Genomic DNA, 25464 nt, shown 5'->3' with positions numbered 1-25464 from the left:
TGAACCGCTTACCGCAACGATACGGCCGGCCGCCATGAACGCCAGAAAACTTAAGCGGCATTTAGGGTTATTACATCGTGGAACGGATCAGGAATTCCCCTGCTCGCTGAAGATGCGGCGTTTCAGCGCGGGCACCGAGCCGATCAGGCCCAGCACACCGCGAGCCATCGCCCTGCCGAAGCGATTCTCGGACACGAACTGGTCCGCACTGCGGGCCGAGGCACGCACGGCCTGGAATCCGTAGTCGCGCATCCGGTGTTCGTAATCCGCGACGGCGGCACCGGCGTCGCCGCCGTCCCGGTGCGCCGCGACGAGGTTACGGCACAGCAACCGCGCGTCCCGCAGCGCCGTGTTCGCCCCGATCCCGCGCAACGGGGTCATGCTGTGCACGGCGTCGCCGAGCAGGGTCACCGGGCCGGTGGGCCACGGCTTCACGGGAACCGAGGTGAGCAGCGGAATCCGCGTCACGGTCTCCCCCGGACTGTCCGCGACGAGCAGGCGGAACCCGGGATGCCAGCCGTGGACGCGCTCCAGCACCATCGAACGCAGGCCCGGACCGTCCAGTTCGGACAGTCCGGCCGGGTACCGTGCCGCGTTCGCGCCGAAGGCCCACATGACGTAGGAACCGGTGTTGTCGAACAGGATCGGGTCGATCTCCGCGGTCTCGTCGTTCACCGCCGTGCCACCGAATTCGTGCGGGGCGGTGAACATCCCGAGGCCACTCGGCGCCATCACGAGGTTCGGCCCGCCCGTCAGCCGTCGCGGAAGCAGTGACCGGGTCTCGTCGGTGAGCGGGAATTTCCCCGCCACGGTGACGATCCCGGTGTCGACCCGGTCCGCGTGCGGCAGGAACTGCTTGCGTACCCGGGAATTCGCGCCGTCCGCGCCGATCACCAGGTCGGCCTCGGCCGTGCTGCCGTCGGCGAAATGGCAGGTGACGGACCTCGGGCCTTGTTCGTAGCGGACGAATTCCTTGCCGTAGTTCAGGATTCCGTCGAGACCCGAGGACAGGACCTGGTGCAGGGAGATCCGGCTGACCGAATGATGGGCCGACGCCGGGTCGTGACCGCCCTCGTCGTCGATCACGACCAGCTCGCGCAGTTGTTCGGTGACGAACGCGAAGGCGCCGCCACGCCGTCCGCAGGTGGCCACGAATCTCTCCCACTGCTCGTCGGGCAGGCAGGCGCGCAGCGCCGCCGCACCGTGCGGGTTGATGTGCACCCGGTAGCCCTGCAGCCGCTCCGCCCGGGTCCGGCCGCGCTCGTACACGGCCACGTCCAGTCCTGCTTTTCGCAGTCCGTGCGCCAGACACAGCCCGCCCGTGCCGCCGCCGATGACGGCGATCCTCGTGGTCATCTTCAGCTCCTCTCGCCCACCTCATAATCATCCTCACGGATAATTAAGTCAACCCTGAAGCTGATAGAGTCAGCGACTAGGCTGGTCCCGTGGCCGAACCGACTCCCCGCCGCTCGCCGCGCCCGGACGAGCGCAAACGCGACCCCGAACGCACGAAGGCGCGGATCCTCGAAGCCGCGAAAGCCGAGTTCGGCGCGAAGGGGTTCGCCTCGGCACGGGTCGGCGACATCGCGGCACGCGCGGGCGTGAACAAGCAGCTGATCTCGTACTACTTCGGCGGCAAGGAAGGCCTGTACACCGAGCTGACCAGCACGATGAACCAGGACTACGTCGCGCTGGCCGATCCGGGACGCCCGCTGGCCGACGTCGTCCGCGACTTCGCCGCCGCCGGGCTGGGCGACGTCGACCTCGGCAGGCTGTTCCTCTGGGAGAACCTGACCGACGGCGCGCCGGACGCCGTCGGTGTCGAGGAACAGCGGGAATTCCTGCGGCACCAGGTCGACTACGTCCGGGCCCGCCAGGCCGCGGGCGACTTCCCGGACGACGTCGACCCCGCCACGCTCCTGCTCATCCTGATGTCCGCCGCGAGCGCGGCGCTCGCGCTGCCCCGGGTGGTCCGCGCGCTGACCGGCCAGGATCCGGGCTCCCCCGACTTCGCCCGGGCCTACGCGGACCAGCTGGCGCGCGTCGTCGGCCACCTCAAGCCGTAGCGTCGGCCTTCGCGCGGCGGCGCTCGGGGAAGCGCTGGGTGGCGACGGCGAGGGCGAGCGCGAGGGCCACCAGCACCGCGCTCACCCAGGGGGCGCCGCGATAACCGAGCGCCGTGCCGATGGCGAGCCCGCCGAACCACGGCCCGACCACGGCCCCGACGTTGAACGCGGCGGTGGCCAGGCCACCTGCCAGCGTCGGGGCACCGGGAGCCACCGCGAACACGCGCGGGATCAGCGTGGACCCGACCCCGAACGACAGCACGCCCAGCACGAACACGAGCGCGATCGCGACGACGAGGTTCGCGGCCGTGACCGCCAGCAGGATCCAGCCGAGCAGCAGGGCCGCGCTTCCGCCGAACAGGACCAAACCGGGCCGGACGTCGGCGAGCCTGCCCCCGAGTGTCACGCCCAGGAACGAGCCCACACCGAAGAGCGCGAGCAGGGCGGGCACCCAGCCGACGCCGAGCCCGCCGACCGTGGTGAACAGCGTCGCGAGATAGGTGAAGGTACCGAACGTCCCGCCGTTGACCAGCGCGCCGAGCAGCAGGACGACCAGTAGCCGGGGCTCACGCAACACGCGGAGTTCCTTGCGCGCACTCGTTTCCGCCGACGCCGGGCGGCCACCGGGAATCGTTCGCAGGATCGCGAAAAGGGCCGGGAGCGAGACCACGGCGACCGCCCAGAAGGCCGACCGCCAGCCCAAGAACTGGCCGATCAGCGCACCGGCCGGGACGCCCGCGATACAGGCGACGGTGACCCCACTGACCACAATGGACGTCGCGCGGCCGCGTAGTTCCGGCTTGACCATCGCGTTCGCGGCGGCCAGCGCGACAGCCCAGAACCCGGCGTTGGCCAGCGCCCCGGCAACGCGGGTGGCCAGCAGGACGCCGAAATCGGCGGTCACCGCGCCGAGCACGTGGACGACCACGAAGACGCTCAGGAAGGCGACGAGCGCGCCACGCCGGGAAAGGCGCAGGCTCAGCAACGCCATCACCGGGGCACCGATCACCATCCCGGCGGCGAAGGCCGAGGTCAGCAGCCCGGCGGCGGGAACGGACACGTGCAGATCGGCCGCGATGTCCGCGACGAGACCGGAAAGCATGAACTCGGACGTCCCCTGGGCGAACACCGCCAGTCCGAGCAGGTAAAGGGCGAAAGGCATGAACAGACTCCGCAACCACATCGAGGGTCGACAAGACGACGGCGGACCACGAGTCCACAAAGGACACACGTGGCCACCGCGGGAAAGAACCTGATTTCGGCTACGGCGATCCGGTGGCTGGGGTCGCGCCGGGCACACCGCGACCGGGATCGGTCGCGGGCCGTCGGCACGCCGACGCAAGAGAGCCACCGGAGGCCGGTGGCTACAGTCTGTTCGCCTCGGGACTGTTCACGACGGCGAGGCTAGCAACGCCCCGCACGCCGTGTCCATGTGATTTCGCCGCGTTCTCAGCGCAGTGGGACCAGGTCGTCGGCGTGCACGACCTCGCGACGTTGTTCGGCGGGCAGCTCATGGCTGGAGCGCCCGATCAGGTCGGGCAACTCGCCTGCATCGAAGGCCACGACGCCCCGGGCGACCGCACGCTCGCGCGGGTCGACGAGGTCGACGACGTCGCCTGCCTGGAAATCGCCGTCCACCCCGGTGATCCCGGCCGCGAGCAACGAACGGCGGCGGCGTACGACGGCTGCCACCGCGCCGTCGTCCAGCCGCAGCTTGCCGGTCGCGTCGGCGGCGTACCCGAGCCAGAACCGCCGCGCGGACAACCGGGTGTCCGCCGCGGTGAAGGCGGTGCCCACCTTGGCCTCGGTCAGCGCGTCGGTGGCGTTGGCCGCGGCCGCCAGCAGCACCGGAATCCCGGCCGCGGCGGCGGTGCGGGCCGCGGCCAGCTTGGACACCATGCCCCCGGTGCCGAGACCCGAGCTGGACATGCCGACGGTGATTCCGTCCACATCGGACGCACCACGGACCTCGTCGATGCGACGAGTGGCGCCGCCGCGCGGATCCCCGTCGTACAGTCCGTCCACATCGGACAACAGGACGAGCGCGTCGGCGCCGATGAGATGCGCGACGAGCGCGGCCAGCCGGTCGTTGTCCCCGAAGCGGATCTCCTCGGTGGCCACGGTGTCGTTCTCGTTGACCACCGGGACCGCACCGAGCGCGAGCAGCCGGGAGAACGTGCGCTGCGCGTTGCGGTAGTGCGCGCGCCGCACGACGTCGTCGTTGGTCAGCAGGACCTGCCCGACGGTGAGCGAGTACCGCCCGAACGATTCGGCGTAGGCATGCGCCAGCGCGAGCTGGCCGACACTCGCGGCGGCCTGCTGGCTCGCGAGATCGCGGGGGCGTTTGGCCAGCGACAGCGGGGCCAGCCCGGCGCCGATCGCCCCCGAGGACACCAGCACGATCTGCGTGCCGTGCGCGACCCGCGCGGCGATCGCGTCGACCAGAGCGTCCAATCGGGACACGTCGAGCCCGCTGCCCGCCGTCGTCAGCGCGGACGAGCCCACCTTGACCACCAGGCGCCGCGCGGACGCGACCGCCTGCCGCGTCTCGGTCACTCCGCGTCCTCGACGTCGTCCGGCCCGTCGCGGCGAATCCGGCGGGCCTCCTTGCGCTCGGACGCGCTGACGCGGTCGTTGCGCTCCAAGCGGACGTCGGTGCCCCGCCCGGACAGATGCTCCACGACGCCCGGCGTCGAGGGTTCCCATTCGAACTGGACGTCGCCGACGGTGACCGGGCTGCCGGGCACCGCGCCGAGCTTCGCCAGCCGCTCCTCCACGCCGAGACGGTTGAGCCGATCGGCGAGGTAGCCGACGGCCTCGTCGTTGCCGAAGTTCGTCTGGCGGATCCACCGCTCGGGGCGGGCGCCGCGCACGACGAACGCGCCCTCTTCCTCCGGGTCCACCTCGACGGTGAAGCCTTCGTCGTTGACGGCGAGGGGCCGCAGCACGATCTTCTCGGGCTCCAGCACCGGCTGCGCCTCGCGGTACTCCTCGACGATCGCGGCGAGGGCGAAGGTCAGCTCCCGCAGGCCCTTGCGCGACGCCGTGGAAACCTCGAACACCTTGAGCCCGCGAGCTTCGAACTCGGGACGCACCATCTCGGCCAGCTCGGCGGCCTCCGGGATGTCGATCTTGTTCAGCACCACCACGCGCGGACGTTCCTCGAGCTTCCCGCCGAGGCCGGGGGTGTACTTGGCGAGCTCATCCTCCAGAGCGTCCACATCGGACAGTGGATCGCGGCCGGGCTCGAGGGTGGCGCAGTCGACGACGTGCACCAGCACCGCGCAGCGCTCGATGTGGCGCAGGAAGTCGAGGCCGAGGCCCTTGCCCTCGCTCGCGCCGGGGATCAGGCCCGGCACGTCGGCCATCGTGAAGACGGTTTCGCCGCCGGTGATCACGCCGAGGTTGGGCACCAGCGTGGTGAACGGGTAGTCGGCGATCTTCGGCTTGGCTGCGGACAGCACCGAGATCAGCGACGACTTCCCTGCCGAGGGGAAGCCGAGCAGGCCGACGTCGGCGACCGAGCGCAGTTCCAGTACGAGGTCCCGGCTCTCCCCCGGCTCGCCGAGCAACGCGAACCCGGGCGCCTTGCGGGCCTTCGAAGCCAGCGCGGCGTTACCGAGGCCGCCGCGGCCGCCCTGGGCGGCGACGAACGTGGTGCCGGGGCCGATCAGGTCGGCGACCATCTCGCCGTCCTCGGTGAACACGACGGTGCCGGACGGCACCTTCATCACCAGGGTTTCGCCCGCGGCGCCGGCACGGTTGCCGCCCTGGCCCATCTTGCCGTTGCCCGCCTTGGCGTGCGGGCGGAAGTGGAAGTCCAGCAGCGTGTGGACGTTCGGGTCCACGACGAGCAGGACGTCACCGCCGTTGCCGCCGTTGCCGCCGTCGGGACCGCCGAGCGGCTTGAACTTCTCGCGGTGCACCGAGGCGCAGCCGTTCCCACCGTCACCGGCGGTCAGGTGGATCACCGCGCGGTCCACGAACCGGGACGCCATGACTTGCCTCTTTCACTCGCGAGAAGGGGGATTACACAAACAAACGAGGGGTGGCGCCGGATATTCCGGCCCCACCCCTCGTCAGAGGTCTACTACGAAGCCGAACTCAGGCTTCGCTTGGCACGATGTTGACCGTCTTGCGGCCACGCTTCTCGCCGAACTGGACCGCACCGGCGGCCAGCGCGAACAGCGTGTCGTCGCCGCCACGGCCGACGTTCACGCCGGGGTGGAACTTGGTGCCGCGCTGACGGATGAGGATCTCACCCGCGTTGACCTGCTGGCCGCCGAAGCGCTTGACGCCGAGGCGCTGCGCGTTCGAGTCACGACCGTTGCGGGAGCTGGACGCACCCTTCTTGTGAGCCATAGCTCGGTCCTCTTTCTTGCGAAGATCCGGAGAAGTCTTACTGGGAGATGGCGGTGACCTCTACGCGGGTCAGCTTCTGCCGGTGACCCTGGCGCTTGTGGTAGCCCGTCTTGTTCTTGAACTTGTGGATCCGGATCTTCGGACCCTTGGTCTGCTCGACGACCTTGCCGGTGACCGAGACCTTCGCCAACGCGTCGGCGTCCGTGGTGACCTCGCCACCGTCCACGAACAGCACGGCGGGGAAGGTGTGCTCGGTGCCCGGCTCGCCCTCGAGCTTCTCGACCTCGACGACGTCGCCGACGGCCACCTTGTACTGCTTGCCGCCGGTCTTGACGATCGCGTACGCCGACACGGAAGTCTCCTGCATTACTCGACAATGGGTGGGGGCTAGCGCTATCGGCCCGCCGGGGAGGCGGTCCAGGATTCGCGCAGCGGCCTGCTCTGGTGGCAGGCCGTACTACAGGTTACGTGGGGTTCCCCGGTGCGTGTGCACCGGGGTCCCCTAGTTGTTCACTAGCTCTTTTCCGACGCGTGCACCGGCGGTCCCGCCGGGCGCGACGCGGCACGGCGCGGACGCCGCCGGGTCGAGCGCACGGCGGGTGCCGGGACGCTGACCTCGGGTTCGTCGGCCGCCTCCGGCGCCTCGGGGGCACCGGACGTCACAGGGGTCTCAGCGGGCTCAGGAGCCTTCGGCGTCTCCTGTTCCTCCCGCTCCACGGGAACCTCGTCCGCCGGGGTCGTCACGGGCTCGCCCGCCACTTCCCTGGCGGGCTCGGCGACCGGCGTCTCCTCCCTGGCGTGCCCGTTCAGGCCCGCGGGCTCGGCGGGCACGTCGTGCTCGGGCTGGTCGCCGTGCTCGCCCTTGGTCTTCGACGAGGCCTTGGCCATCGCCTGGACCGCGGAGACCACCGACTCCCGCTGCTCGGGGGTCGGCGCCGGGTGCACCGGCTCGGTCTTCGGCGCGGGCTCGGTGTGCTGCTGCTCCTCGGCCTTGTTCCGGCCGCGCGAGCGCCGCGAGCTCTTCTCCCCGCCACCGTGGTTGTGGCCGTTGGAACCGCCGTTCGAGCCGTTGCCCTGCGCGGAACGCGGATCGGTCGAGACGACCACCCCGCGGCCCTTGCAGTGCTCACACGGCGTCGAGAACGCTTCCAGCAGGCCCGTGCCGATCTTCTTGCGGGTCATCTGGACCAGGCCCAGCGAGGTGACCTCGGCGACCTGGTGACGCGTGCGGTCGCGGCCGAGGCATTCGGTCAGCCGCCGCAGCACCAGCTCGCGGTTGGACTCGAGCACCATGTCGATGAAGTCGATCACGATGATGCCGCCGATGTCCCGCAGCCGGAGCTGACGGACGATCTCCTCCGCCGACTCCAGGTTGTTGCGGGTCACCGTCTCCTCGAGATTGCCACCCGATCCGGTGAACTTCCCGGTGTTGACGTCGATCACCGTCATCGCCTCGGTCCGGTCGATGACCAGGTACCCGCCCGACGGCAGCCAGACCTTGCGGTCGAGCGCCTTGGTGATCTGCTCGTCGATGCGGTGCTCGGCGAAGGCGTCGCCGGTGCCGGTGTAGCGCTTGAGGCGGTCGGTCAGGTCCGGCGCGACGTGCTGGACGTAGCCGTGGATCGTCTCCCACGACCGGTCGCCCTGGATCTCCAGCTTGCCGAAGTCCTCGGTGAACAGGTCACGCACGACCTTGACCAGCAGGTCCGGCTCCTCGTAGAGCATGACCGGGGCGCCGCCCTTCTTGGCGGAACCCGCGTCGGCCTTCTCCTTGATGACGTCCCACTGCGCCTTCAGCCGCCGCACGTCGCGGTCGAGCTCCTCCTCGCTGATGCCCTCCGAGGCTGTGCGAATGATCACACCCGCGTCCTCGGGGACGATCCGCTTGAGGATGTCCTTGAGGCGGCGCCGCTCGTTCTCCGGCAGCTTGCGCGAGATCCCGGTGGCACCGCCGGCGGGCACGTAGACCAGGAAGCGGCCCGGCAGCGAGATCTGCGTGGTCAGCCGGGCGCCCTTGTGCCCGACCGGGTCCTTGGTGACCTGCACCAGCACGCTGTCGCCGGTGGACAGCGCCTGCTCGATCTTGCGGGCCTTGCCCTCGAGACCGGCGGCGTCCCAGTCCACCTCGCCCGCGTAGAGCACGGCGTTGCGGCCGCGGCCGATGTCGATGAACGCGGCCTCCATGCTGGGCAGCACGTTCTGGACGCGGCCCAGGTAGACGTTGCCGACGATCGAGCCACTGCCCGAGGACGTCACGAAGTGCTCGACCAGCACGCCGTCCTCGAGCACGCCGATCTGGGTCGAGTCGCCCTTCTCGGCGACGACCATCGTGCGTTCGACCGACTCGCGGCGGGCCAGGAACTCGGCCTCGGAGAGGATCGGAGCGCGACGGCGGCCCGCCTCGCGGCCGTCCCGGCGGCGCTGGCGCTTGGCCTCCAGCCGGGTCGAGCCACGCACGCTGCGCACCTCGTCGCGGGCGGGGCGCTCGGGCTCGGCCTTGGCCTGGCGGACGTGGGTGACCGTGTTCGGCGGGTCGTCGGTACCCGTCGCTTCGGCGGTCTCCCCGTCGTCCCCGCCCTTGCGGCGGCGACGGCGGCGACGGCGTTTGCTGCCGCTCTCGCCCTCGGCGTCGGCTTCCGCCTCGGCGGGAGCTTCCGCGCTCTCGGCCTGCTCGGCGTTCTCGCCCTTGGCCGCCTTCTCCTCCTTGCCCTGCTTACGGGGCTCGGGGGAAGAGGCGGTGGGCTCGGTCTGCTCGTCGGTCTCGCCCGCCTCGTCGCCGCCCTTGCCGCGGCCACGGCCCCGGCGGCCACGACGACGGCGACGGCGGCTGCCGCCCGCGTCGTCGCCCTCGTCGTCGGCGTTCTGCTCGACGGCCGCGGTCTCTTCCTGCGCCTGGGCCTCGTCCTCGGCCGGCTCCTCGCCGGCGGCGAAGACGGGCTCGGGCTTGCGGGCGGGCTTCGCCGCGGGCGGCTCCGGCGGCAGGAACACCGGCGACGGCGCGGCGAACACCGGCAGGTGCGCCGCGGGTGCCCGGCGTGCCGGGGTCTCCGGCTCCGGCGCGGGCTCGGCGGCCGGTGCGGCCACCGGCTCCGGCGCGGCGGCTTCGGGCGTTTCGGTGGTCTCCGGGGTCTCCCCCGCCTGATCCTCGACGGCGCCCAGCGCAGCGGCGACGCGCAGCGCCACCTCACGAGTCACGCTGGACTGGGCGCTACGGGTGGTTTCGCCCAGCTCGGCGAGCTTGGCCAGCAGTTCACGGCTGTTCGAGCCGAGCAGCTTCGCGAGTGCGTGCACCCGGATCCGGGCCGGAAGCTCGGCCAGCGGACCGGTCGTGGGTGTGGCGGGATTCCCGCCGCTGCTCTCGGCGGGTGTATCCGCGTTCGACATATGTTGTCTCCTCCGCCCCCGGGCGCGTCTCCGGCTCACACCGGCCGACGCGGCCGCGCAGGGGCCCCTTTCTGTTCGTTCCGCCCTGGTGCTCTACCAGCGACGGGAATCCTTGCCAACAGCCGCGACGGCGCCACCGGTCCGATGTGCCGCACACGGCAAGGTCTCCTCGGCGGCGCACCGTCCCCGCCCGCGGCCCCTGGCCGCCCGCCACGTCGTCCAGCCGCCCGGGCTAACGGGCGGCGACGCGCGTGTGCCGGTTCTGCACACCACCGGGCCACAACACCGCAGGCACCGCCTCTCACGGATGCCCCACGGCCCAGCGGCCACCGCAAGTATCCCACATGAGCACACCGGTCCGGTGTAGTCGGTGTCCGTCGCAGGCCGCGCGGGCGCGCCGGGGCCCACCGGCCGGGGGAACTTCCCGGCAAAGCTTGTCCGGTCGCGCCGGGGTGGCTAGCGTGCGGCTCGGGACGCCCGAGAGGCGCGTCCACCGTTCCCGCACCCCGGTGGGAGGTCCGGTGTCCCTGCTGGCGCGGCCGCGGCGTGCGGCCGTGTGCGCGATGCTGGTGCTGAGCACCTGTGTCACGGCCGTGACCCCGGCGAACGCCGACGAACCCGCGTGCGCCGACACCGGCAGGGCGCTCCGCTACGTCGTCGCGTTCGATCGCGGCACCGCGGAGGACGTCGCACGTTCGCGGATCGCACGGGACTGCGGGGACACCACGGCGTACTACCCCCAGATCGCGGTGGCGGTCGCGACCTCGGCCGATCCCGGCTTCGCCGCCAGGGTGGGTCCCAGCCGTACCTTCAGCGCGCAGGCCGAGCGGCTCGCGAGCCAGCGGGCGAACGGCGGCGCGGTCCGGCCCCAGCCCGCCAGGGCGACCCTCGCGCCCACGGACCCGGCGCGGGTGCCCGGCGCGGACCTCACCGGTGAGCAATGGGACATGCGCGCGATCAACGCGCCGTGGGCGCACGACGTCGCCCGTGGCAGCCGCGACGTCGTGGTCGGCGTGCTGGACTCCGGGATCGACCCGGACCACCCCGATCTCGCCGCGGCGGTCGACGCCGACGATTCGGCGGGGTGCCTGACCGGCGCACCCGACACCGCGCGGGCCGCGTGGGCACCGACGACGTCGGCGCACGGCACGCACGTCGCCGGGATCATCGCCGCCGCGGACGACGGCAAGGGCGTCACCGGGGTCGCGCCCGGTGTGCGGGTCGCGTCGGTGAAGGTGATCGACGACCGCGGCTACGCCGACCCGGAGGCCGCGGTGTGCGGGCTGATGTGGGCCGCGGCCCGGCACATGCGGGTGACCAACAGCAGCTTCTTCGTCAACCCGTGGTCGTTGTCCTGTGTGCGCGGGAACGACCACGGCGTGGTGCACGAGGTGCTGGCCAGAGCGGTCGAGTACGCGACGTCGGCGGGGACCCTCAACGTCGCGGCGGCCACGAACGAAGCCGTCGACCTGACGCCGTCGCCCCGGTCGGGAACCCCCATGGACGGCGGTGGGTGCGAGGCGCTGCCCGCGGGCCTGCGGGACGTCGTGTCCGTGTCGGCGGTGGGCGCGGACCGGGTCAAGGCGGGCTACAGCTCCTACGGCCTGGGCGTGATCGATGTCACCGCACCGGGTGGCGAGGCCGGGCGATGCGTCGTCTCGACCGTGCCCGGCGGGTACGCGCCGCTGTGCGGGACGTCGATGGCGGCGCCGCACGCGGCCGGGGTCCTGGCGCTGCTCGCCTCCACGCAGCCGGGGCAGGGGCCACGGCAGTTGCGGCGTGCACTGGAGTCGAGCGCGATGCCGATGCCGTGTCCCGCCGACTACGACCTGACCGGCGACGGGCTGCAGGACGCCTACTGCGCCGGGTACGAGGGCTACAACGGCTTCTACGGGCACGGGATGGTGGACGCGCTGGCCGCGGTCGCGCCGCGGCCGCGGCATCCGGACCCGGATCGCTGATCCGCCGCGGCCTGCTCACGCGCTCCGGATGTGTCCTTTGTGGATCGTGGTGCCGTGAAGGGGTCCTTCACGGTGTTCGGCAGGCCCGAGGGATGTAAGGACATCGTGACGCTCGTGGCTTCGGGCAGCGGCGTTGTCTGTCGCGAACGCTCCGTCCGCGACGTTCACCGTCCTCAATGGAGCGTTCGCGACGTCCCCGGCGGGCGGCTGCGGCCAGGGCGTCCCTCGGTTTCGGTGGACGGGCATACCCGAGGGCCGCCGTGCCGGACGGGCGCAGGGGTGAACCGCGGCGGTGAGCCGGACCGTCAGGTGAGCAGGAGCTTGCCGATGCGGCGGGTGGTGCCGATCACGCCGATCACCGCCAGCGCGAGCAGATAGGCGAGATTTCCCAGCATTCCCGGGGAAAGCGCGCCGATGGCGAGACCGCGCATCAGCTCGATCCCGTGGTACAGCGGGAAACACCGCACCACCCACTGCAGCGGTTCCGGGTAGACGGACAGCGGGAAGAACGTGGTGGAGAACAGGAACATCGGCATCAGCACGAGGTTGATGTAGTCGAACTGCGAGGTCGACTTCAGGAACGTCACCAGTGCCATGCTGACCGCCGCGAACGCGAAGGTGACCAGCAGTGCCACCGGGAGCAGCAACAGCGCCCACCACGAGGTGAGCAGGCCCATCGCCGCTGTCACGCCGAGGAACGCGAGCGAGTAGAGCCCGCCGCGGAGCACCGCCCAGCCGATCTCGCCGGCGGCGATGTCGAGCGGGCCGAGCGGGGTGGCCAGCATGGCGTCGTACAGCTTGCCGTAGCGCAGTTTGAAGAAGATGTTGTAGCTCTCGTAGACCGCGCCGTTCATCGCCGAGGTCGCGAGCAGCGCCGGCGCCACGAAGGCGACGTAACTCATCGGGTGACCGTCCGGGCCGGTGACCTCGGTGACCAGTTTGCCGAAGCCCAGCTGGAAGGCGAGCAGGTAGAAGAACGGCTCGAAGACGCCGGAAACCAGAATCATCCACGCGCGGCGATACACCACCACCGACCGCTCGATGACCGCGGACGGCCTGCCGCTGTAGAGGGCGGGCGGCAGGATACGCAGCAGCAGGCCGCGGCGTGCGGGTTCGGCGAGCACAGTCATCTCACACCACCAGACGTCGGTAGAAGAAACGGTGCGCGCACGCCCAGCCGACGGCGAACAACGCGACCAGGAACGCCAGGTGCCCGAGCGCGGCCCAGCCGCCCACCCCGCCGACGCTGACCGCGCGGGACAGCTGGGTTCCGTGCCACAGCGGGGAAATCCAGGCCAGCCAGCGCAGCACGAGCGGCAGCTGGGTGATCGGGAAGAACGTGCCGGAGAACAACGTCATCGGCATCACCACGAAGCGGAAGATCAGCCCGAACCGCACGCCCTCGTCGAACGTCTTCGCCGCGATCGCCACCATCGGGGTGGCGCAGGCGAGCCCCGTGACCGTGCCCGCGACGATCACCGCGAGCACCCCGGCGTTCGACCAGGCGCCGAAGAACGCGGCGATGACGGCGTAGACGATCCCGGACAGGGTGAGCCGGATCGCCGTCCAGATGATGTGCCCGCCGAGCACCTGTCCCGGGGAGACCGGGGTGGCCGTGACCGCGAGGTAGTCGCGCTGCCATTTGAACCCGGACAGCACCGGGTAGCTGGAATCGCCGATCCCTTGCTGCGCCGCGCCCGCCACAAGCATGGCGGGAGCGACGTACGCGAGATACGACAGCCCGCCGGTGACAGGCCCGGCCCGCACCTGCGAGCCGAAGCCGAGACCCATCGCCGCGAGGAACAGGACGGGCTGCAGCCCGGTCGAGTACAGCGTGGCCAGCCAGTAGCGCCGGTACCAGGTCCAGTGCCCCTCGACCCGCAACCAGGCCCCGTGCCACGCCCCGACGACCCGACCGGTGGAACTAACCGACGACACTATCCCTCCCCAAGCAACTCATGACGACTTCTTCCCTGGCACACAAGGCGATCCCGGTACGCCAGGCGACCCAGGCCGGGGGTCCGGGGGCGTGCCCCCGGGCGGGGTGTGGGGGTTGCACCCCCACAAGACACCTGACGATGGGCACCGGCGAGCGCGTTCCGCGAGCACACCACCCCCTCCCCCCATCGTCAATCGACCAGTGTCCGGCCGGTGAGCCGGAGGAAGACGTCCTCCAGCGAGCTGCGCCGGACGAGACTGGACAGCGGTCGCAGCCCGCGCGCGTGGACCTGTTCGAGCGTCGCCTCCCCCGCCATGCTGTAGAGCAGGACGCGATCGGGCAGTACCTCGACGCGCTCGGCGAGGTCCTCGACCCGGCGGGCGGCGGTTTCCTGTTCCCCCGCGGGAAAGCGCAGTTCGACGACCTCCCGGGTGGAGTAGCGCGTGATCAGCTCCGACGGCGAACCCTCGGCGACGATCCGGCCGCCGTCCATGACGACCAGCCTGTCGCACAGCTGCTCGGCCTCGTCCATGTAATGGGTCGTGACGATGAGCGTGGTGCCCTGGGCCTTGAGCCGGAAGAGCCGGTCCCACAGCAGGTGGCGGGCCTGCGGGTCGAGGCCGGTCGTCGGCTCGTCGAGCAGGAGGAGCTCCGGGTCGTTGACCAGCGAACGCGCGATCGTCAGGCGCCGCTTCATGCCGCCCGAGAGGGGTTCCACCTGATCGTCGGCGCGATCGGACAGCTGCGCGAACTCCATCAGCTCCTCGGCCTTGCGCCGGACCGCCGCCCGCGACAGGCCGAAGTAGCGGCCGTAGACGTGCAGGTTCTGCCGCACCGTCAGCTCGACGTCGAGGTTGTCCTGCTGCGGCACCACGCCCAGCCGCGCGCGGACGCGTGGGCCCGCGACGTCCGGATCCAGCCCGAGTACCCGCAGCTCACCGTCGGTGCGCGGGGACACGCACGCGATCATGCGCATGGTGGAGGACTTGCCCGCGCCGTTCGGGCCGAGGAACCCGAAGGCCTCGCCCCGGCGCACCTCGACATCGATGCCCCGCACGGCCTCGAACGCGCCGAACCGCTTGACCAGGGCCTTCGCCTGGACCAGTGCCGGATCTTCCGCTGACTCTCCCACCCCTCGCACGATAGATCCCACGACCGACAAAACACGACCGCTTTACCGCCGGGGGCAGGTGCCGCCGAACGGACCTTGTTGACCTTCGCCCGGCCCGCCCATACTCGGACACCATGACCCACAAGCCGCGAATCGCCCTGCTGGCCGCGCTCACCGGGGCCGCCCTGCTCGTCGCACCGGCCACCGCACTGGCCACTGTGGACACTCCAGCGGACGCCGTCGCGGCCGTCACCGCCGTCGATCCCCGTCCGGACACCGCGCGGCTGGCCGCCGAACTGCGCGAACTGACGCGACGAAGCCACGGCGAGATCCGGCTCGCCGAGATCGGCCGGACGAACGAACACCGTCCGGTGTGGGCGGCGCGGGTGGGCCACGGGGCGGTGCGCGTCCAGTACGTCACCCAGCAGCACGGCGACGAACCGCTGGGCACTCCGGCCGCGCTCGAGTTCCTGCGCCACGCCGGTGTGGGGCACAGCGCGTGGCAGCGGTGGCTGCTTTCGCGCGTGACCGTGGACATCGTGGTGCGCGCGAACCCGGACGGGCACGAGCACGACTGGCGGTACAACTACGACCCGGCCGCGACACCGGAGTTCGGGGAGCGCGGCAAGGGTTACGACATCAACCGCTACCACAATCCCTCGCTGGACCCGGCGCGGAATCCGGCCACGGAGGCCGGGCTGATCCAGCGCCGGTACACCGCCTTCGACCCCGATATCGTGGTGGACTACCACATGCAGGGGCGCTACCAGGACGACGAGGGGCGCGAGATCACCGCGTCCGCGATGTGGCCGACCCACCCGGCCACCCGGCCGTCCGAAGTGGACTTCGCGAAGCAGATCACCGTGGTGGCCAAGCGTTCCATCGAAGCGGTGGGCGGCAACGTGTCGCAGTATCCCGGCGGCGACTACGAGGGAATCGCCAGGAACGCCTACGGGCTGCGCGGCAGCGGGAGCGTGCTGATCGAGCTGAGCGACCAGGGCGCGGCGTACGAGCAGAAGCAGATCCGGTCGGCACTGGCCTCGATGCTCGCGATCGCGGGTACGGCCGCGGACGGTTCGTTGCGACACATCGATCCGGCTCAGGCGGACGCGATTCCGCCGCGGGGCAAGCCGATCCCGTCGACACTCCGAGCGTCGGAACCCGCGCTGGACTGACCCGGCGTGGTCAGTCCGTGCCCGAGGTCGCGGTTTTCTCGCCAAGACTGCTGGGGCCGTGGATGTGCTTGAGGTTGCCTGCGGTCCACCGGGCCTGGAGTACGACAAGGGCGTCCTTGGGTGCGTTGGGTACGACAAGGGTGCCCCTGGGTGCAGTGGATGCACCCAGGGCGTCCCTCGGACCTCCCCGCCCAACGTCGCGGACGCGACCGTGCCCTCCCTTTAACTACCCCACGGAGCGGTGGCGGCACCCCCGGCCGCCGGGCGCCCCCCCCCCCCCCCAGGCCACCCCCCCCCCCACACCGCCGCTCTCTAGCCCCCGCCCCTCGGGGCCGCCCCCGACAGCCAGGGCCGCGGCGCGCCACCCCACCCGCCATGGCAAGCCCGCCAGCACCACGCACCCCTCACGTCACACTCCCCGCGCCCGCCGAAGTGCCGTGAAGTAGGCCTTCACAGCATCGAGCGCCGGGGAAGCACCCTCCAGCAACGGACTCGGCGACCTGAGTGTCCATAAAGGATTGTGTCAGGCTGTGTACTGGTAGGCGGAGTAGGTCAGGTAGCCCGCGTCGCCGCCCTGGTAGTAGGTGGCTTCGTCGACGGGCGCGATCGGAAGCGCGGTCCGCAGCCGTTCGACGAGGTCGGGGTTCGCGATGAAGGCGCGGCCGAAGCTGATGAGTTCGGCGCCCAGCCCGAGCCAGTGATCGGCTTCGCCCTTTCCGGCCTGCTTCGGCCCCATCGGATACACCGGGTTCATGATGAGGGTGCCCGGCCACGCACGGCGCAGGCCGAGCAGGACCTCCTCGTCGGCGGTGGCTTCGAGATGGACGTAGGCCACCTCGAGCCGGGCCAGCTCGGTCAGCAGCGCGGCGTAGAGCTCGGGAACGTCAGCGTCTTCGACGCCCCAGAACTTCGCGCCCGGCGAGAGGCGGATGCCGGTCCTGGCGCCGCCGACGGCGTCCACGGTGGCGGACACCGCTTCGACGGCGAACCGGATCCGGTTGGCCACCGAGCCCCCGTAGCGGTCGGTGCGCAGGTTGGCGTTCGTGGAAAGGAACTGCGAGATCAGGTAACCGTTGGCGCCGTGCAGCTCCACGCCGTCGAAACCGGCGTCGACGGCGCGGCGCGCGGCCAGTGCGTACGACTCGGCGTGCTCGGGCACTTCGGCGGTCTCCAGGGCACGCGGCACCGGCATGGGCTGCGGACCGGTCGGGGTGAACACGTCCCCGACGCCGGGCACGGCCGAGGGGCCGACCGGCTGCAGGCCGGTGGTGTCGGGATGGGAGACGCGCCCGCCGTGCATGATCTGGGCGAAGATCCGCCCGCCGTTGGCGTGCACGGCCGCGGTCACGGGCCGCCACGAAGCGACCTGCTCGTCGGTGTGCAGCCCCGGCGTCCCCGGGTTGGACTGCCCGATCAGGCTCGGCTGCACCCCCTCGCCCACGATCAGCCCGGCCGTCGCCCGCTGGGCGTAGTACGTCGCCATCGACGGTGTCGCCAGGCCACCGGCGGCGGCCCGGACCCGGCTCATCGGGGCCATCACCACCCGGTTGGGCAACGTCAGGTCGCCGAGCCGGTAGCTGTCGAAAAGGGTTGTCACGTCAAGACTCCTTCGTGTTCCGGAGCGTCCGGACCCGGACGTGACACCCACGCTAGAATCTGACATGGACGTCAGGTTCAAAACATTGTGTCGCAGCTCATACGAAGGAGGGCGCGGTGCGCATCGGGGAGTTGGCTGAGCAGACCGGGGCCAGTGTCCGGTCCCTGCGGTACTACGAGGAGCAGCGGCTGCTGACCAGCACGCGGAGCGCCGGTGGGCAGCGCCACTACGCGGCCGAGGCGGTCGGCCGGGTCGCGCTGCTCCAGCGGCTCTACGCCGCCGGGCTGTCCAGCAGCACCATCGCCGAGCTGCTCCCCTGTGTCGACTCGCCCAGCGAGACGAACTCCGACGCCGCGTTCGAGCGGATGGCACAGGAACGCGACCGGCTGTCCGAGCACATCACCGACCTCATCCGCACCCGCGACGCGCTCGACGAGCTCATGGCCATCAACCGGCAGTACCGCGAGAGGCCCCGGTCGGGGTTGTCCGCTTGCACGGTTCCCTCGCCCGGAGCCTCTCACCGCGTCACCCTCAGCGGATCGGCACCGCGAGGCTCCGGCTCACACCGTTGACCGTCACCGAGAGCCGTGCGACGCCGGGACGCAGCGCGGTCAGCACGCCGGTGGCCGGGTCGAACGTGGCGACGTCCCAGGGCGCGGGCGGCCAGAGGCCGGTCGCGATGTGCGTACCCCAGCCGCCGGTCCATTCCGCGCTCACCGGGTAAGCGGCCGGGACGGTTCGCGCGCCCTGTGTCAGCTCCGCGCGGATGTCGGCGTGCGCGCCGGGACGCAGCGCGTCAGGCCCCGACACGGTGAGCGCGTCGACGTTGGGCCGGGTCTGGAACCGCACCGGCTGCCCCCGGTCGCCCGGGTCGACCCGCACCAGTGTCCAGCCGACGAAGCCGCCGTCGCCGGGCGCGGCGGCCGGCGCCTTGCCGGAGTTGCCGTTCACCAGGTACGGCACGCCGTCCGTGCGGGACAGCGCGAACACGCCCGCGTGCGAGGCGATCGACGCGGCGGGTTTGCCGGAGGCCTGTTCGAAGCCGGTGAGCCAGGCGTTCAGCAACTCGGCTTCCTTGCGGTCGCCCAGCTGCGAGTTGCCGGTCGGGCTCGGATCGGCGACCGGATGGTGCATCGCGACCACGACGCCGCGGACGGACCGGTCGGCCTTCGCGCCGTCGAGTGCCTCGCGCAGCATCCGGACCTGGTCGAACCCGCCCGCGCGCAAGGTTCCGCGCGAGGAGTCCATCAGCACCAGCCGAATCCCGCGCACGTCCACGACCCGGTGCGTCGCGCCGAACGCCGCCTCGAACTCGGCGAGCCCGTGCCCGCCGTCGGCCTCGTGGTTGCCGGGCACGTAGTACCAGGGCACCTTGCCGTCCAGTTCCTCGGCCAGGATCCTGCGGGCGAGCACGAAATCGGGTGCCGTGCCGCGGTCGACGAAGTCGCCGTTGATGAGCACCAGGTCCGGTTTCGCCGCGACGGCCTCGCGCAGTGCGCGCCGGGCCTGGGCGACCAGCGGCCCGTTCGGATCATCCGCGGTGAACTGCGCGTCGCTGACGACGGCGACCCGCAGACCGCCGTTGCCGGTCACGCCGACGAGCGCGGGATCGCGCGGCCGCGGGTCGGCGGGCACGGAAGCCGCCGGCGACACCTCGAAGGTGAGGTCGTCGAACACGAGACGGCCCGAGTACTGCCGGTCGGGGACGTTCTCGACGGCGTAGAACCGGACCAGCCGTTGCCCGTCGGGCAGTCCCGCCGGGACGTTCGCGGTGACGTATCGCCAGCCCGTCCAGTCCACCTTGCGCGCGAGGTCCACAATGGACGGTACGTTCGCGGCGTCGCGGAGTTCGGCGCGCAGCCAGGCGCCCTTGCCGTCGCCGTTGACCCACAGGCCGATCCGCTGGGTGCCCGCCGGGACGGGCAGCGGCGCGGCGGCGTTCACGTAGGCCGCCCTGGTCGCCGTGGTGCCGGTGAGCCGGTAGTCGAGCGCGAGGCCCGCCGTGCCGTCGTGCCCCGGCGCCGAGGACAGCGCCGCGCCCACGACCGCCGGGTAGACCGACGCCGTCCAGCCCGCCGGACCGTCCAAAGGAGACGCGATTTTCCGTTCGGTGCCCGCCGACGCGCCCAGGTGCGTGCTCAACCCCGCCACGGTGGCGGTGATCGCGGTGGCACCCGACGCCGTCAGCGCCGTGACGGCGAACCCGTCGCCGTCGGGCTCGACGCGGAACGCCGAGTGGTCGTAGTCGAGCTTGACGTCGTCCGGTTCGATCCAGGTGCCGTAGCCGTCGGCGTCGTAACCGAAGACCTGGAAGGTTCCCTTCGCCCCGGCGCCGGACAACGCGACCTGTTCGGTGCTGGTGCCGAGCCGGATCGGCTTGCCCAGCACGGAAAGCGTCGTCTTGCCGGAAGCGCGGCCCTGACGGGCGAAGACGTCGACGTCGGCTCGCGCGTCCGGCCGGAGAAAGTCGGGGTGCGCGGTGAACAGGCCGTCCGTCACGCTGCCGCGCAGCGGGTTCGACGTGCTCCAGCGAGGTCGCGCGTCGACCGCGGCGCCGGTCTCGTCGTGGCCGTCGGCGATCAGCCTGCGTGACAGTCCGGAAAGGACTCTGGTGGCGTTGCGGCTGTTGTGCGCGGGCACCGGCGAGAACCCGGTGAGCCGCCCGCTGCCGGGCGTGGTCGCGATGCCGATCCCATTGGGCACCAGCCGTTCCCCGCCGTCGGACGGCGAGTTGCGCACGCTCGCGTCGCGCTCCCCCTCGGTGCGGGCGAGCAACGTCGAGGAGCCGCCGCCGTCGAGATTGATCGCGTCGGAGGCGCCCAGCGAAGCCATGTGCCTGGCCAGTTCCAGCTCGGTCATGCCCCGGCTGTCGGCCTGCCGACCGTCCACTGTGGCCAGCCACATCCTGCCGCCGTCGGCGGAGAAGCCGACCGCGGTGCGCGGGTGCATGGCGACGTCGTCGACCGGCTGGATCTGCCCGCCCTTGACCAGGATCTTGTTGCCGCCCACCGCGACCGCGATCTTCCCGGCGTCCGACCGCGGCGCGTAGGACACCGCGACCGGGTCGCCCGGGCGCAGCGCGGCGAGCGTGTCGGCACCGGCGTCCCTGGCGAGCAGCACCGTGCTGCCCGCCGGGATCGGCCCGTCCGCCGGGGTGTCGCGGACCTGCGTGACGGCGCGGTCGCGGATCTCCACCTCGGCGACCCGCCGCGCGCCCGCCACCGACGTGCGTCGCGGGGAAGCGCCCCACAGCGGGGTGTAGACGCCGATCGCGTCGGCGCCGAGGACGGGACTGTTGAAGTTCGCCGCGCGGACGGTGTTCCCGCCTGGCAGCGTCACGCTCGCTTCGAGGAAGATCTCGGCGAGCCGCGCCTTGCCCTCGTCGGTGATCGACGCGGTCAGGTTGTGCCCGGTGGCGGGCGCGGTCTGCAGCTGCCCGCGGTCGATCCCGACGCCGATCGGCGCGCCGGTGGCGTTGATGTCGAAGAAGTCGCCGTTCACCCCGGCGATCGCGCCCGCCCGCGGCAGTTGCTGCGACAGCGGGGTTCGCGCCGACACCGTGCCGGGGCTCAGGTAGGTCGGCTTCAGCGTCTTGTTCGTGAGGTCGACGGCCAGCGTGTCGCCGCGGATCCAGCCCCGGGGATCGAAGCGGTCGAACTGGGTGAGGTTCAGGCCGGGCGCGACCGGTGTCGTGGCGGCGCCGGTGACGAGGCCGTCGTCCGGTGGTGCGGCGGCGAAAACGGCCGGGCCCTCATGGGCCGACGACGCGGTGGGGGCGCCTTCGACCGGCGGTGGGCCGAGCGGGGCGGCCAGCGGGTCGGCGACCGCGGAAGCGGCCAGCGCCGAGGAGGACAACACTACGGCGGCGGCGAAGAACGCCAGGCGTGACTTGAGCACGAGTTACCCCAGAATCGAGTGGTTCAGCCCAATCAGCTCAACCCACCGGCGCTGCCTGCGAAAGACTTCGCGGTGAACACGCCCTGAACGGCGTACGGCGGTTGGCAACCGCCTTCCAGCAGCGACCGGCCGAGCGGGGTGAGGGTGTGCAAAACGGCGCGGCTCACCCGATGGCTCGTGACCAGTCCGGCCTCCCGCAGCACCCGGGTGTGCTCGCTCGCCGAGGCCGGCGCGATGTTCAGCCGCTGGGCCAGTTCGCTCGTGCTCGCCCCGGATTCCAGCATCCGCAGCACCAAAGCCCTGGTCCGGCCGAGCAACGCCGCGAGCGACGCCGACGCCCGCCCGCTCGACCCGCTGGCGCAGCACGGCACCGTGCGGTCGACCGGATACAGCAGTGCGGGGCCGCATCCGTTGGCGGGTACCAGGATCGGCGCCAGGCAGAAGTACGACGGGATGAGCCGCACCCCGCGCCCGCCGAGCCGGATCTCGCCGGATTTGGCGGCCAGTTCGAGCACCGGCGAGCGCCACACCGCGCCCGGTCGCAGGCTCGCCAGCAGCGCGTCGACCCCGCCGTCGAGGAACGCGCGTGCCCGCACCGCGCGATCCGCGTCCAGCCGCATGAGCACATGCTCGTGATACGGCGCGATCGCCGCGTCGTAGTAGTCGGACAGCGCCCGCTCGTACGGGCCCGAAACAACGGGCTCGGGCGCGTCGGACACCGCGGCCAGCACCCGCAGCGCGGCCGCGAGCGAACGGTCGCTGACCCGCTGGGCCAGCACGCGGCGGCGCCACGGTTCGAACAACGACGGGCCCGCCCTCGCCCGCAGGAGACGCAGGCTCAGCCAGGCTTCCCAGCACGCATCGGCTTCCCCGGCGATGCGCACCTGTCCGAGGTCTTCGCCGGTGAAGTGGATACGGAGCACTCCGCGCACGTTACTAGTGGCGCATTCTCCGTGATATCCACCATTTCGGCGCTGGATATTCGCCATTTCGGCGTCATCCGAAATGCCTCGTACCCGTGCTGCCTCCTCTTGTCGCCACGTGCCAAAACAGTGCCGGACACCGCGGATTCCGGCAGGGAAAGATGTTCAGGGAGTCAGCTTCGCGGTGAGAAATCCGGTGGCGACGCTTTCCGTGCCGGAGATCCGCGGTGCCACTTCGGCGAGCGGCCTGCGTTTCCACAACAGGAACAACAGATCCCGCGCCGTCGCTTCGACCGTCGCGGCCGGCTCGGTGGCGGGGCCGAGCGCGGGCGGCTCGCCCTCGGCTCCGGGATGCAGTGTCCAGCTGTCCCCGGTGTCGGTGGCACTGAGCACCAGCGGCTCGGGCAGCGGCGGCGGGGAGGTCCAGCGGGTCACCCGGGGCAGTATCGCCGTGAGCACCTCGTCGACGCCGTCGGCCGCGATCGCCGGGTCCAGCGCGAACGCGGTGCCCGCCGCCCGGTGCGCGTCGACGAGGTGGACGGCGGTCTCGTGGGTCTGGCGGCGGAACCAGAACGCCTTGACCTTGGGCGTGCCGGCGAAATGCCAGCACGGATCCTCCGGCCGGGCCGCCGCGAGCGCGGCCAGCAGCAGCTCGGCGCCCTCGGCGTACCAAGCCGCGAGGTCGCCGGTGACGGGCGCGGCGAAGTCCTGGGACTGGGGTTCACCGGCCTCGACGGTCTTGGCCGCCCAGCGGTGCACGTTCCCGAGGTGGGCGCCCAGATCCGCGAGCGTCCAGGGTTCGCAGCACGGCACCGGTGCCGTGTGGTCGGCGGTGCGCAGCACCTCGGCGAAGCCCGCTGTCAGCGAGCGGAGCGAGGTGAGGTAATCCTCCGGTGGCAACGGGAGTGTGGTCATGTGGGCGACTCTAACCACACCCACCGACAAAAACGCGGGGGAAGACCACGTCCTCCCCCGCGTTTCCGGCCACCGATCAGAGGTCGGGGAACCAGAGCTTCAGCTCGCGCTCGGCCGACTCCTGGCCGTCCGAACCGTGGACCAGGTTGTACTGCGTCTCCAGCGCGAAGTCGCCGCGCAGGGTGCCCGGGGTGGCCTTCTCGACCGGGTCGGTGCCCCCGGCGAGCTGGCGGAACGCGGCGATCGCGCGCGGGCCCTCGACGGCGAGCGCGACGACCGGACCGGACGTGATGAACTCCAGGAGGTCACCGAAGAACGGGCGCTCCTTGTGCTCGGCGTAGTGCTCCTCGGCCAGCGAACGGGGAACGGTGCGCAGCTCCAGCGCGGCCAGCTTGAGCCCCTTGCGCTCAATGCGCGAGATGACCTCGCCGACGAGGCCGCGCGCCACGCCATCGGGCTTGACCAGGACGAGCGTGCGTTCAGTCACGACGGTATTTCTCCCTGTGTGAAAACGTGTTAACGGGGGCGAGCCTAGCCGACCTGCTCCGCGGGTCTTGAACGCCGTCCACGACTCATGGCGGTTTTTCACCAATTCCCTACGTGAGTCGGTAACATCCTGGCGTCCGGGCACCTACTCTTCGCGGTCAGTTCAGCACACCTCGAGGAGGCACCATGCGGAAACTCCGCGCGGCCACGACGGTCGCCGGCGCGGCCGTGCTGCTCGCGTCACTGGGCTTCGCTGCCGGTCCGGGAGCGCAGGCGGGCGACACGAACAGCCAGGACGTCATCGAATACCGCGTCCACGACGCCTATCCGAAGGGCGAGGCGCTCGAATCCGCGGGGCTCGAAGTCGTCAAGCGCGACGGCAACGACGTGATCGTCGTGGGCGACGGGAACACCGGTGCCCAGCTCGAGCGGCTCGGCCTGCGCGCCGAGGTGAGCAGGCATCTCCAGCAGGCGCCGTGGTCCGCGCCGTCGCTGGCCCCCGGCGCGGCGCCGCAGGACGAGACGTACTACGGCGGCTACCACACGGTCAACGCGCACTACGCCAACATGGACGCCGCCGCGAGCGCGCACCCCGACCTGGCGACCGTGGTGAACTACGGCCAGTCGTGGCGCAAGCAGCAGGGTCAGGGCGGGTACGACCTCAAGGCCGTCTGCATCACCAAGAAGGCCTCGGGCGACTGCGAGCAGAAGCCGGACTCGAAGAAGCCGCGGTTCCTGCTCCAGTCGCAGATCCACGCGCGCGAGATCGCGACCGGCGAGATGTCGTACAAGTACATCAACTACCTGGTCAACGGCTACGGCAAGGATTCCGAGGTCACGAAGCTGCTCGACACGACCGAGATCTGGGTCGTGCCGATCGTGAACCCGGACGGCGTGAACATCGTGCAGTCCGGCGGGAACAGCCCGAAACTGCACCGGAAGAACGCCGACTTCACCGACGCGGACCTGCGGCAGTGCGGCGACAGCGCGGGCAGCCAGCCCGGCGTCGACCTCAACCGCAACTTCGGCTACCACTGGGAAAGCAACACCAGCAAGTGCGACCAGACGACGTCGACGTCGAACGGTTCCGCGGACTCCGAGCCGGAGACGAAGGCGCTGGAACAGTTGTGGGCCAACCTCTTCGGCGACCACCGCGCCGACGGCCCCGACGACAAACCGGACGCGAACGCGCGTGGCACGGCGCTGATGCTGCACAGCTACGCGGGCATCATCATCCTGCCGTGGGAGTACACGCACACCACGCACACACCGAGCGACGCGCAGTTCCGCGCGATGGGCGCGGACATGTCGAAGTTCTCCGGCTACAAGGCCGGACAGGCCGGTGAACTGCTCTACGACGCCGCGGGCGGTTCGGACGACCTGGCCTACGGCAAGCTCGGGATCGCGTCGTTCACCATCGAGCTGGGCGACAACGGCGGTTCGTGCGACGGCTTCACCCCGCAGTTCTCGTGTGTGGACGGCACTTTCTGGCCGTACATGCAGAAGACGTTCAACTACCTGGCGAGCAAGGCCCCGTCACCCTACAAGTGATCCCGGGGTTTCGACGTGGTCCGTGAAGGCCTCTTTACGGGCTTGTAAGCCGGGGAAAAGGCCTTACACGGCAGTCCGGGGGTCGGTGTGGGGCGCG

20 protein-coding genes are annotated in these 25464 nt (G+C 71.1%); 5 read left to right on the top strand and 15 right to left on the bottom strand.

Going from position 1 to position 25464, the window contains the following annotated elements; translation table 11 throughout:
* Positions 1-87: 87 nt before the first annotated feature.
* Positions 88-1356: an FAD-dependent oxidoreductase gene (locus ACFW0G_RS19150; RefSeq protein WP_378326661.1), complete on the bottom strand. Its 1269-nt coding sequence runs from the start codon at positions 1354-1356 to the stop codon at positions 88-90.
* An 89-nt stretch (positions 1357-1445) separates the two neighbouring features.
* Here ACFW0G_RS19150 and ACFW0G_RS19145 point away from each other — a divergent pair, with 89 nt between their 5' ends.
* Positions 1446-2066, top strand: coding sequence for a TetR/AcrR family transcriptional regulator (locus tag ACFW0G_RS19145; RefSeq protein ID WP_378326660.1), 621 nt, complete (start codon positions 1446-1448; stop codon positions 2064-2066).
* Here the strand turns inward: ACFW0G_RS19145 and ACFW0G_RS19140 are convergent.
* From ACFW0G_RS19140 to ACFW0G_RS19115, 6 genes are all read right to left on the bottom strand, one after another.
* Complete coding sequence (locus ACFW0G_RS19140; protein WP_378326659.1) at positions 2056-3228, bottom strand: Cmx/CmrA family chloramphenicol efflux MFS transporter; 1173 nt, start codon at positions 3226-3228, stop codon at positions 2056-2058. The genes ACFW0G_RS19145 and ACFW0G_RS19140 overlap by 11 nt on opposite strands.
* Before the next feature lie 287 nt (positions 3229-3515).
* Positions 3516-4622, bottom strand: coding sequence for a glutamate 5-kinase (gene proB / locus ACFW0G_RS19135; protein ID WP_378326658.1), 1107 nt, complete (start codon positions 4620-4622; stop codon positions 3516-3518).
* The gene (gene obgE, locus ACFW0G_RS19130) at positions 4619-6064 is read right to left on the bottom strand and encodes a GTPase ObgE (protein WP_378326657.1); all 1446 of its coding nucleotides are present in this window, start codon (positions 6062-6064) and stop codon (positions 4619-4621) included. The genes proB and obgE overlap by 4 nt, the downstream gene beginning before the upstream one ends.
* A 106-nt stretch (positions 6065-6170) precedes the next feature.
* Positions 6171-6428, bottom strand: a complete 258-nt coding sequence (rpmA, locus tag ACFW0G_RS19125; protein ID WP_378326656.1) for a 50S ribosomal protein L27 — start codon at positions 6426-6428, stop codon at positions 6171-6173.
* Between the two features lie 37 nt (positions 6429-6465).
* Positions 6466-6780, bottom strand: coding sequence for a 50S ribosomal protein L21 (gene rplU / locus ACFW0G_RS19120; protein ID WP_378326773.1), 315 nt, complete (start codon positions 6778-6780; stop codon positions 6466-6468).
* Positions 6781-6941: 161 nt separating this feature from the next.
* Entirely contained in the window at positions 6942-9812 is a 2871-nt protein-coding gene (locus ACFW0G_RS19115) for a translation initiation factor IF-2 N-terminal domain-containing protein (RefSeq protein ID WP_378326655.1), read from the bottom strand.
* 521 nt (positions 9813-10333) lie between these two features.
* Between ACFW0G_RS19115 and ACFW0G_RS19110 the strand changes: the two genes are divergently transcribed.
* The gene (locus ACFW0G_RS19110; RefSeq protein ID WP_378326654.1) at positions 10334-11773 is read left to right on the top strand and encodes a S8 family serine peptidase; all 1440 of its coding nucleotides are present in this window, start codon (positions 10334-10336) and stop codon (positions 11771-11773) included.
* Between the two features lie 305 nt (positions 11774-12078).
* Here the strand turns inward: ACFW0G_RS19110 and ACFW0G_RS19105 are convergent, their stop codons facing one another.
* The 3 genes from ACFW0G_RS19105 to ACFW0G_RS19095 all read right to left on the bottom strand — a co-directional run bounded on the left by ACFW0G_RS19105 (position 12079) and on the right by ACFW0G_RS19095 (position 14856).
* Complete coding sequence (locus ACFW0G_RS19105; RefSeq protein WP_378326653.1) at positions 12079-12903, bottom strand: ABC transporter permease; 825 nt, start codon at positions 12901-12903, stop codon at positions 12079-12081.
* Position 12904: 1 nt separating this feature from the next.
* Positions 12905-13711, bottom strand: coding sequence for an ABC transporter permease (locus ACFW0G_RS19100; protein WP_378326652.1), 807 nt, complete (start codon positions 13709-13711; stop codon positions 12905-12907).
* Between the two features lie 191 nt (positions 13712-13902).
* Complete coding sequence (locus ACFW0G_RS19095; protein ID WP_378326772.1) at positions 13903-14856, bottom strand: ABC transporter ATP-binding protein; 954 nt, start codon at positions 14854-14856, stop codon at positions 13903-13905.
* 101 nt (positions 14857-14957) lie between these two features.
* Here ACFW0G_RS19095 and ACFW0G_RS19090 point away from each other — a divergent pair, with 101 nt between their 5' ends.
* On the top strand, positions 14958-15998 hold the full coding sequence (locus tag ACFW0G_RS19090; RefSeq protein ID WP_378326651.1) for a M14 family zinc carboxypeptidase: 1041 nt from the start codon (positions 14958-14960) through the stop codon (positions 15996-15998).
* A 523-nt stretch (positions 15999-16521) separates the two neighbouring features.
* On the opposite strand, the gene ACFW0G_RS19085 is transcribed toward ACFW0G_RS19090, so the two are convergent.
* On the bottom strand, positions 16522-17595 hold the full coding sequence (locus ACFW0G_RS19085) for an alkene reductase (RefSeq protein ID WP_378326650.1): 1074 nt from the start codon (positions 17593-17595) through the stop codon (positions 16522-16524).
* Positions 17596-17711: 116 nt separating this feature from the next.
* Here ACFW0G_RS19085 and ACFW0G_RS19080 point away from each other — a divergent pair, with 116 nt between their 5' ends.
* A complete protein-coding gene (locus ACFW0G_RS19080; RefSeq protein WP_378326649.1) occupies positions 17712-18167 on the top strand; it encodes a MerR family transcriptional regulator in 456 nt (151 codons plus the stop codon).
* Here ACFW0G_RS19080 and ACFW0G_RS19075 read toward each other — a convergent pair.
* From ACFW0G_RS19075 to ndk, 4 genes are all read right to left on the bottom strand, one after another.
* Positions 18127-21453, bottom strand: coding sequence for a phosphodiester glycosidase family protein (locus tag ACFW0G_RS19075; RefSeq protein ID WP_378326771.1), 3327 nt, complete (start codon positions 21451-21453; stop codon positions 18127-18129). The genes ACFW0G_RS19080 and ACFW0G_RS19075 overlap by 41 nt on opposite strands.
* A gap of 71 nt (positions 21454-21524) precedes the next feature.
* The gene (locus ACFW0G_RS19070; protein ID WP_378326648.1) at positions 21525-22415 is read right to left on the bottom strand and encodes an ArsR/SmtB family transcription factor; all 891 of its coding nucleotides are present in this window, start codon (positions 22413-22415) and stop codon (positions 21525-21527) included.
* A gap of 165 nt (positions 22416-22580) precedes the next feature.
* The gene (locus tag ACFW0G_RS19065; RefSeq protein ID WP_378326647.1) at positions 22581-23330 is read right to left on the bottom strand and encodes a maleylpyruvate isomerase family mycothiol-dependent enzyme; all 750 of its coding nucleotides are present in this window, start codon (positions 23328-23330) and stop codon (positions 22581-22583) included.
* 76 nt (positions 23331-23406) lie between these two features.
* Complete coding sequence (gene ndk, locus ACFW0G_RS19060; protein WP_378326646.1) at positions 23407-23817, bottom strand: nucleoside-diphosphate kinase; 411 nt, start codon at positions 23815-23817, stop codon at positions 23407-23409.
* Positions 23818-24002: 185 nt separating this feature from the next.
* Here ndk and ACFW0G_RS19055 point away from each other — a divergent pair, with 185 nt between their 5' ends.
* On the top strand, positions 24003-25367 hold the full coding sequence (locus ACFW0G_RS19055) for a M14 family zinc carboxypeptidase (RefSeq protein WP_378326645.1): 1365 nt from the start codon (positions 24003-24005) through the stop codon (positions 25365-25367).
* Positions 25368-25464: the final 97 nt, after the last annotated feature.

This window comes from Amycolatopsis sp. NPDC058986, from assembly GCF_042741125.1.
Lineage (GTDB): Bacteria > Actinomycetota > Actinomycetes > Mycobacteriales > Pseudonocardiaceae > Amycolatopsis.
This window is presented reverse-complemented; position numbering and strand designations above follow the sequence as displayed.

Bases quoted from the DNA above. Each gene is read 5' to 3' on its own strand.
- ACFW0G_RS19150 (WP_378326661.1), bottom strand. From the start codon at position 1,356: ATGACCACGAGGATCGCCGTCATCGGCGGCGGCACGGGCGGGCTGTGT.
- ACFW0G_RS19140 (WP_378326659.1), bottom strand. From the start codon at position 3,228: ATGCCTTTCGCCCTTTACCTGCTCGGACTGGCGGTGTTCGCCCAGGGG.
- obgE (WP_378326657.1), bottom strand. From the start codon at position 6,064: ATGGCGTCCCGGTTCGTGGACCGCGCGGTGATCCACCTGACCGCCGGT.
- rpmA (WP_378326656.1), bottom strand. From the start codon at position 6,428: ATGGCTCACAAGAAGGGTGCGTCCAGCTCCCGCAACGGTCGTGACTCG.
- ACFW0G_RS19115 (WP_378326655.1), bottom strand. From the start codon at position 9,812: ATGTCGAACGCGGATACACCCGCCGAGAGCAGCGGCGGGAATCCCGCC.
- ACFW0G_RS19105 (WP_378326653.1), bottom strand. From the start codon at position 12,903: ATGACTGTGCTCGCCGAACCCGCACGCCGCGGCCTGCTGCTGCGTATC.
- ACFW0G_RS19090 (WP_378326651.1), top strand. From the start codon at position 14,958: ATGACCCACAAGCCGCGAATCGCCCTGCTGGCCGCGCTCACCGGGGCC.
- ACFW0G_RS19065 (WP_378326647.1), bottom strand. From the start codon at position 23,330: ATGACCACACTCCCGTTGCCACCGGAGGATTACCTCACCTCGCTCCGC.
- ACFW0G_RS19055 (WP_378326645.1), top strand. From the start codon at position 24,003: ATGCGGAAACTCCGCGCGGCCACGACGGTCGCCGGCGCGGCCGTGCTG.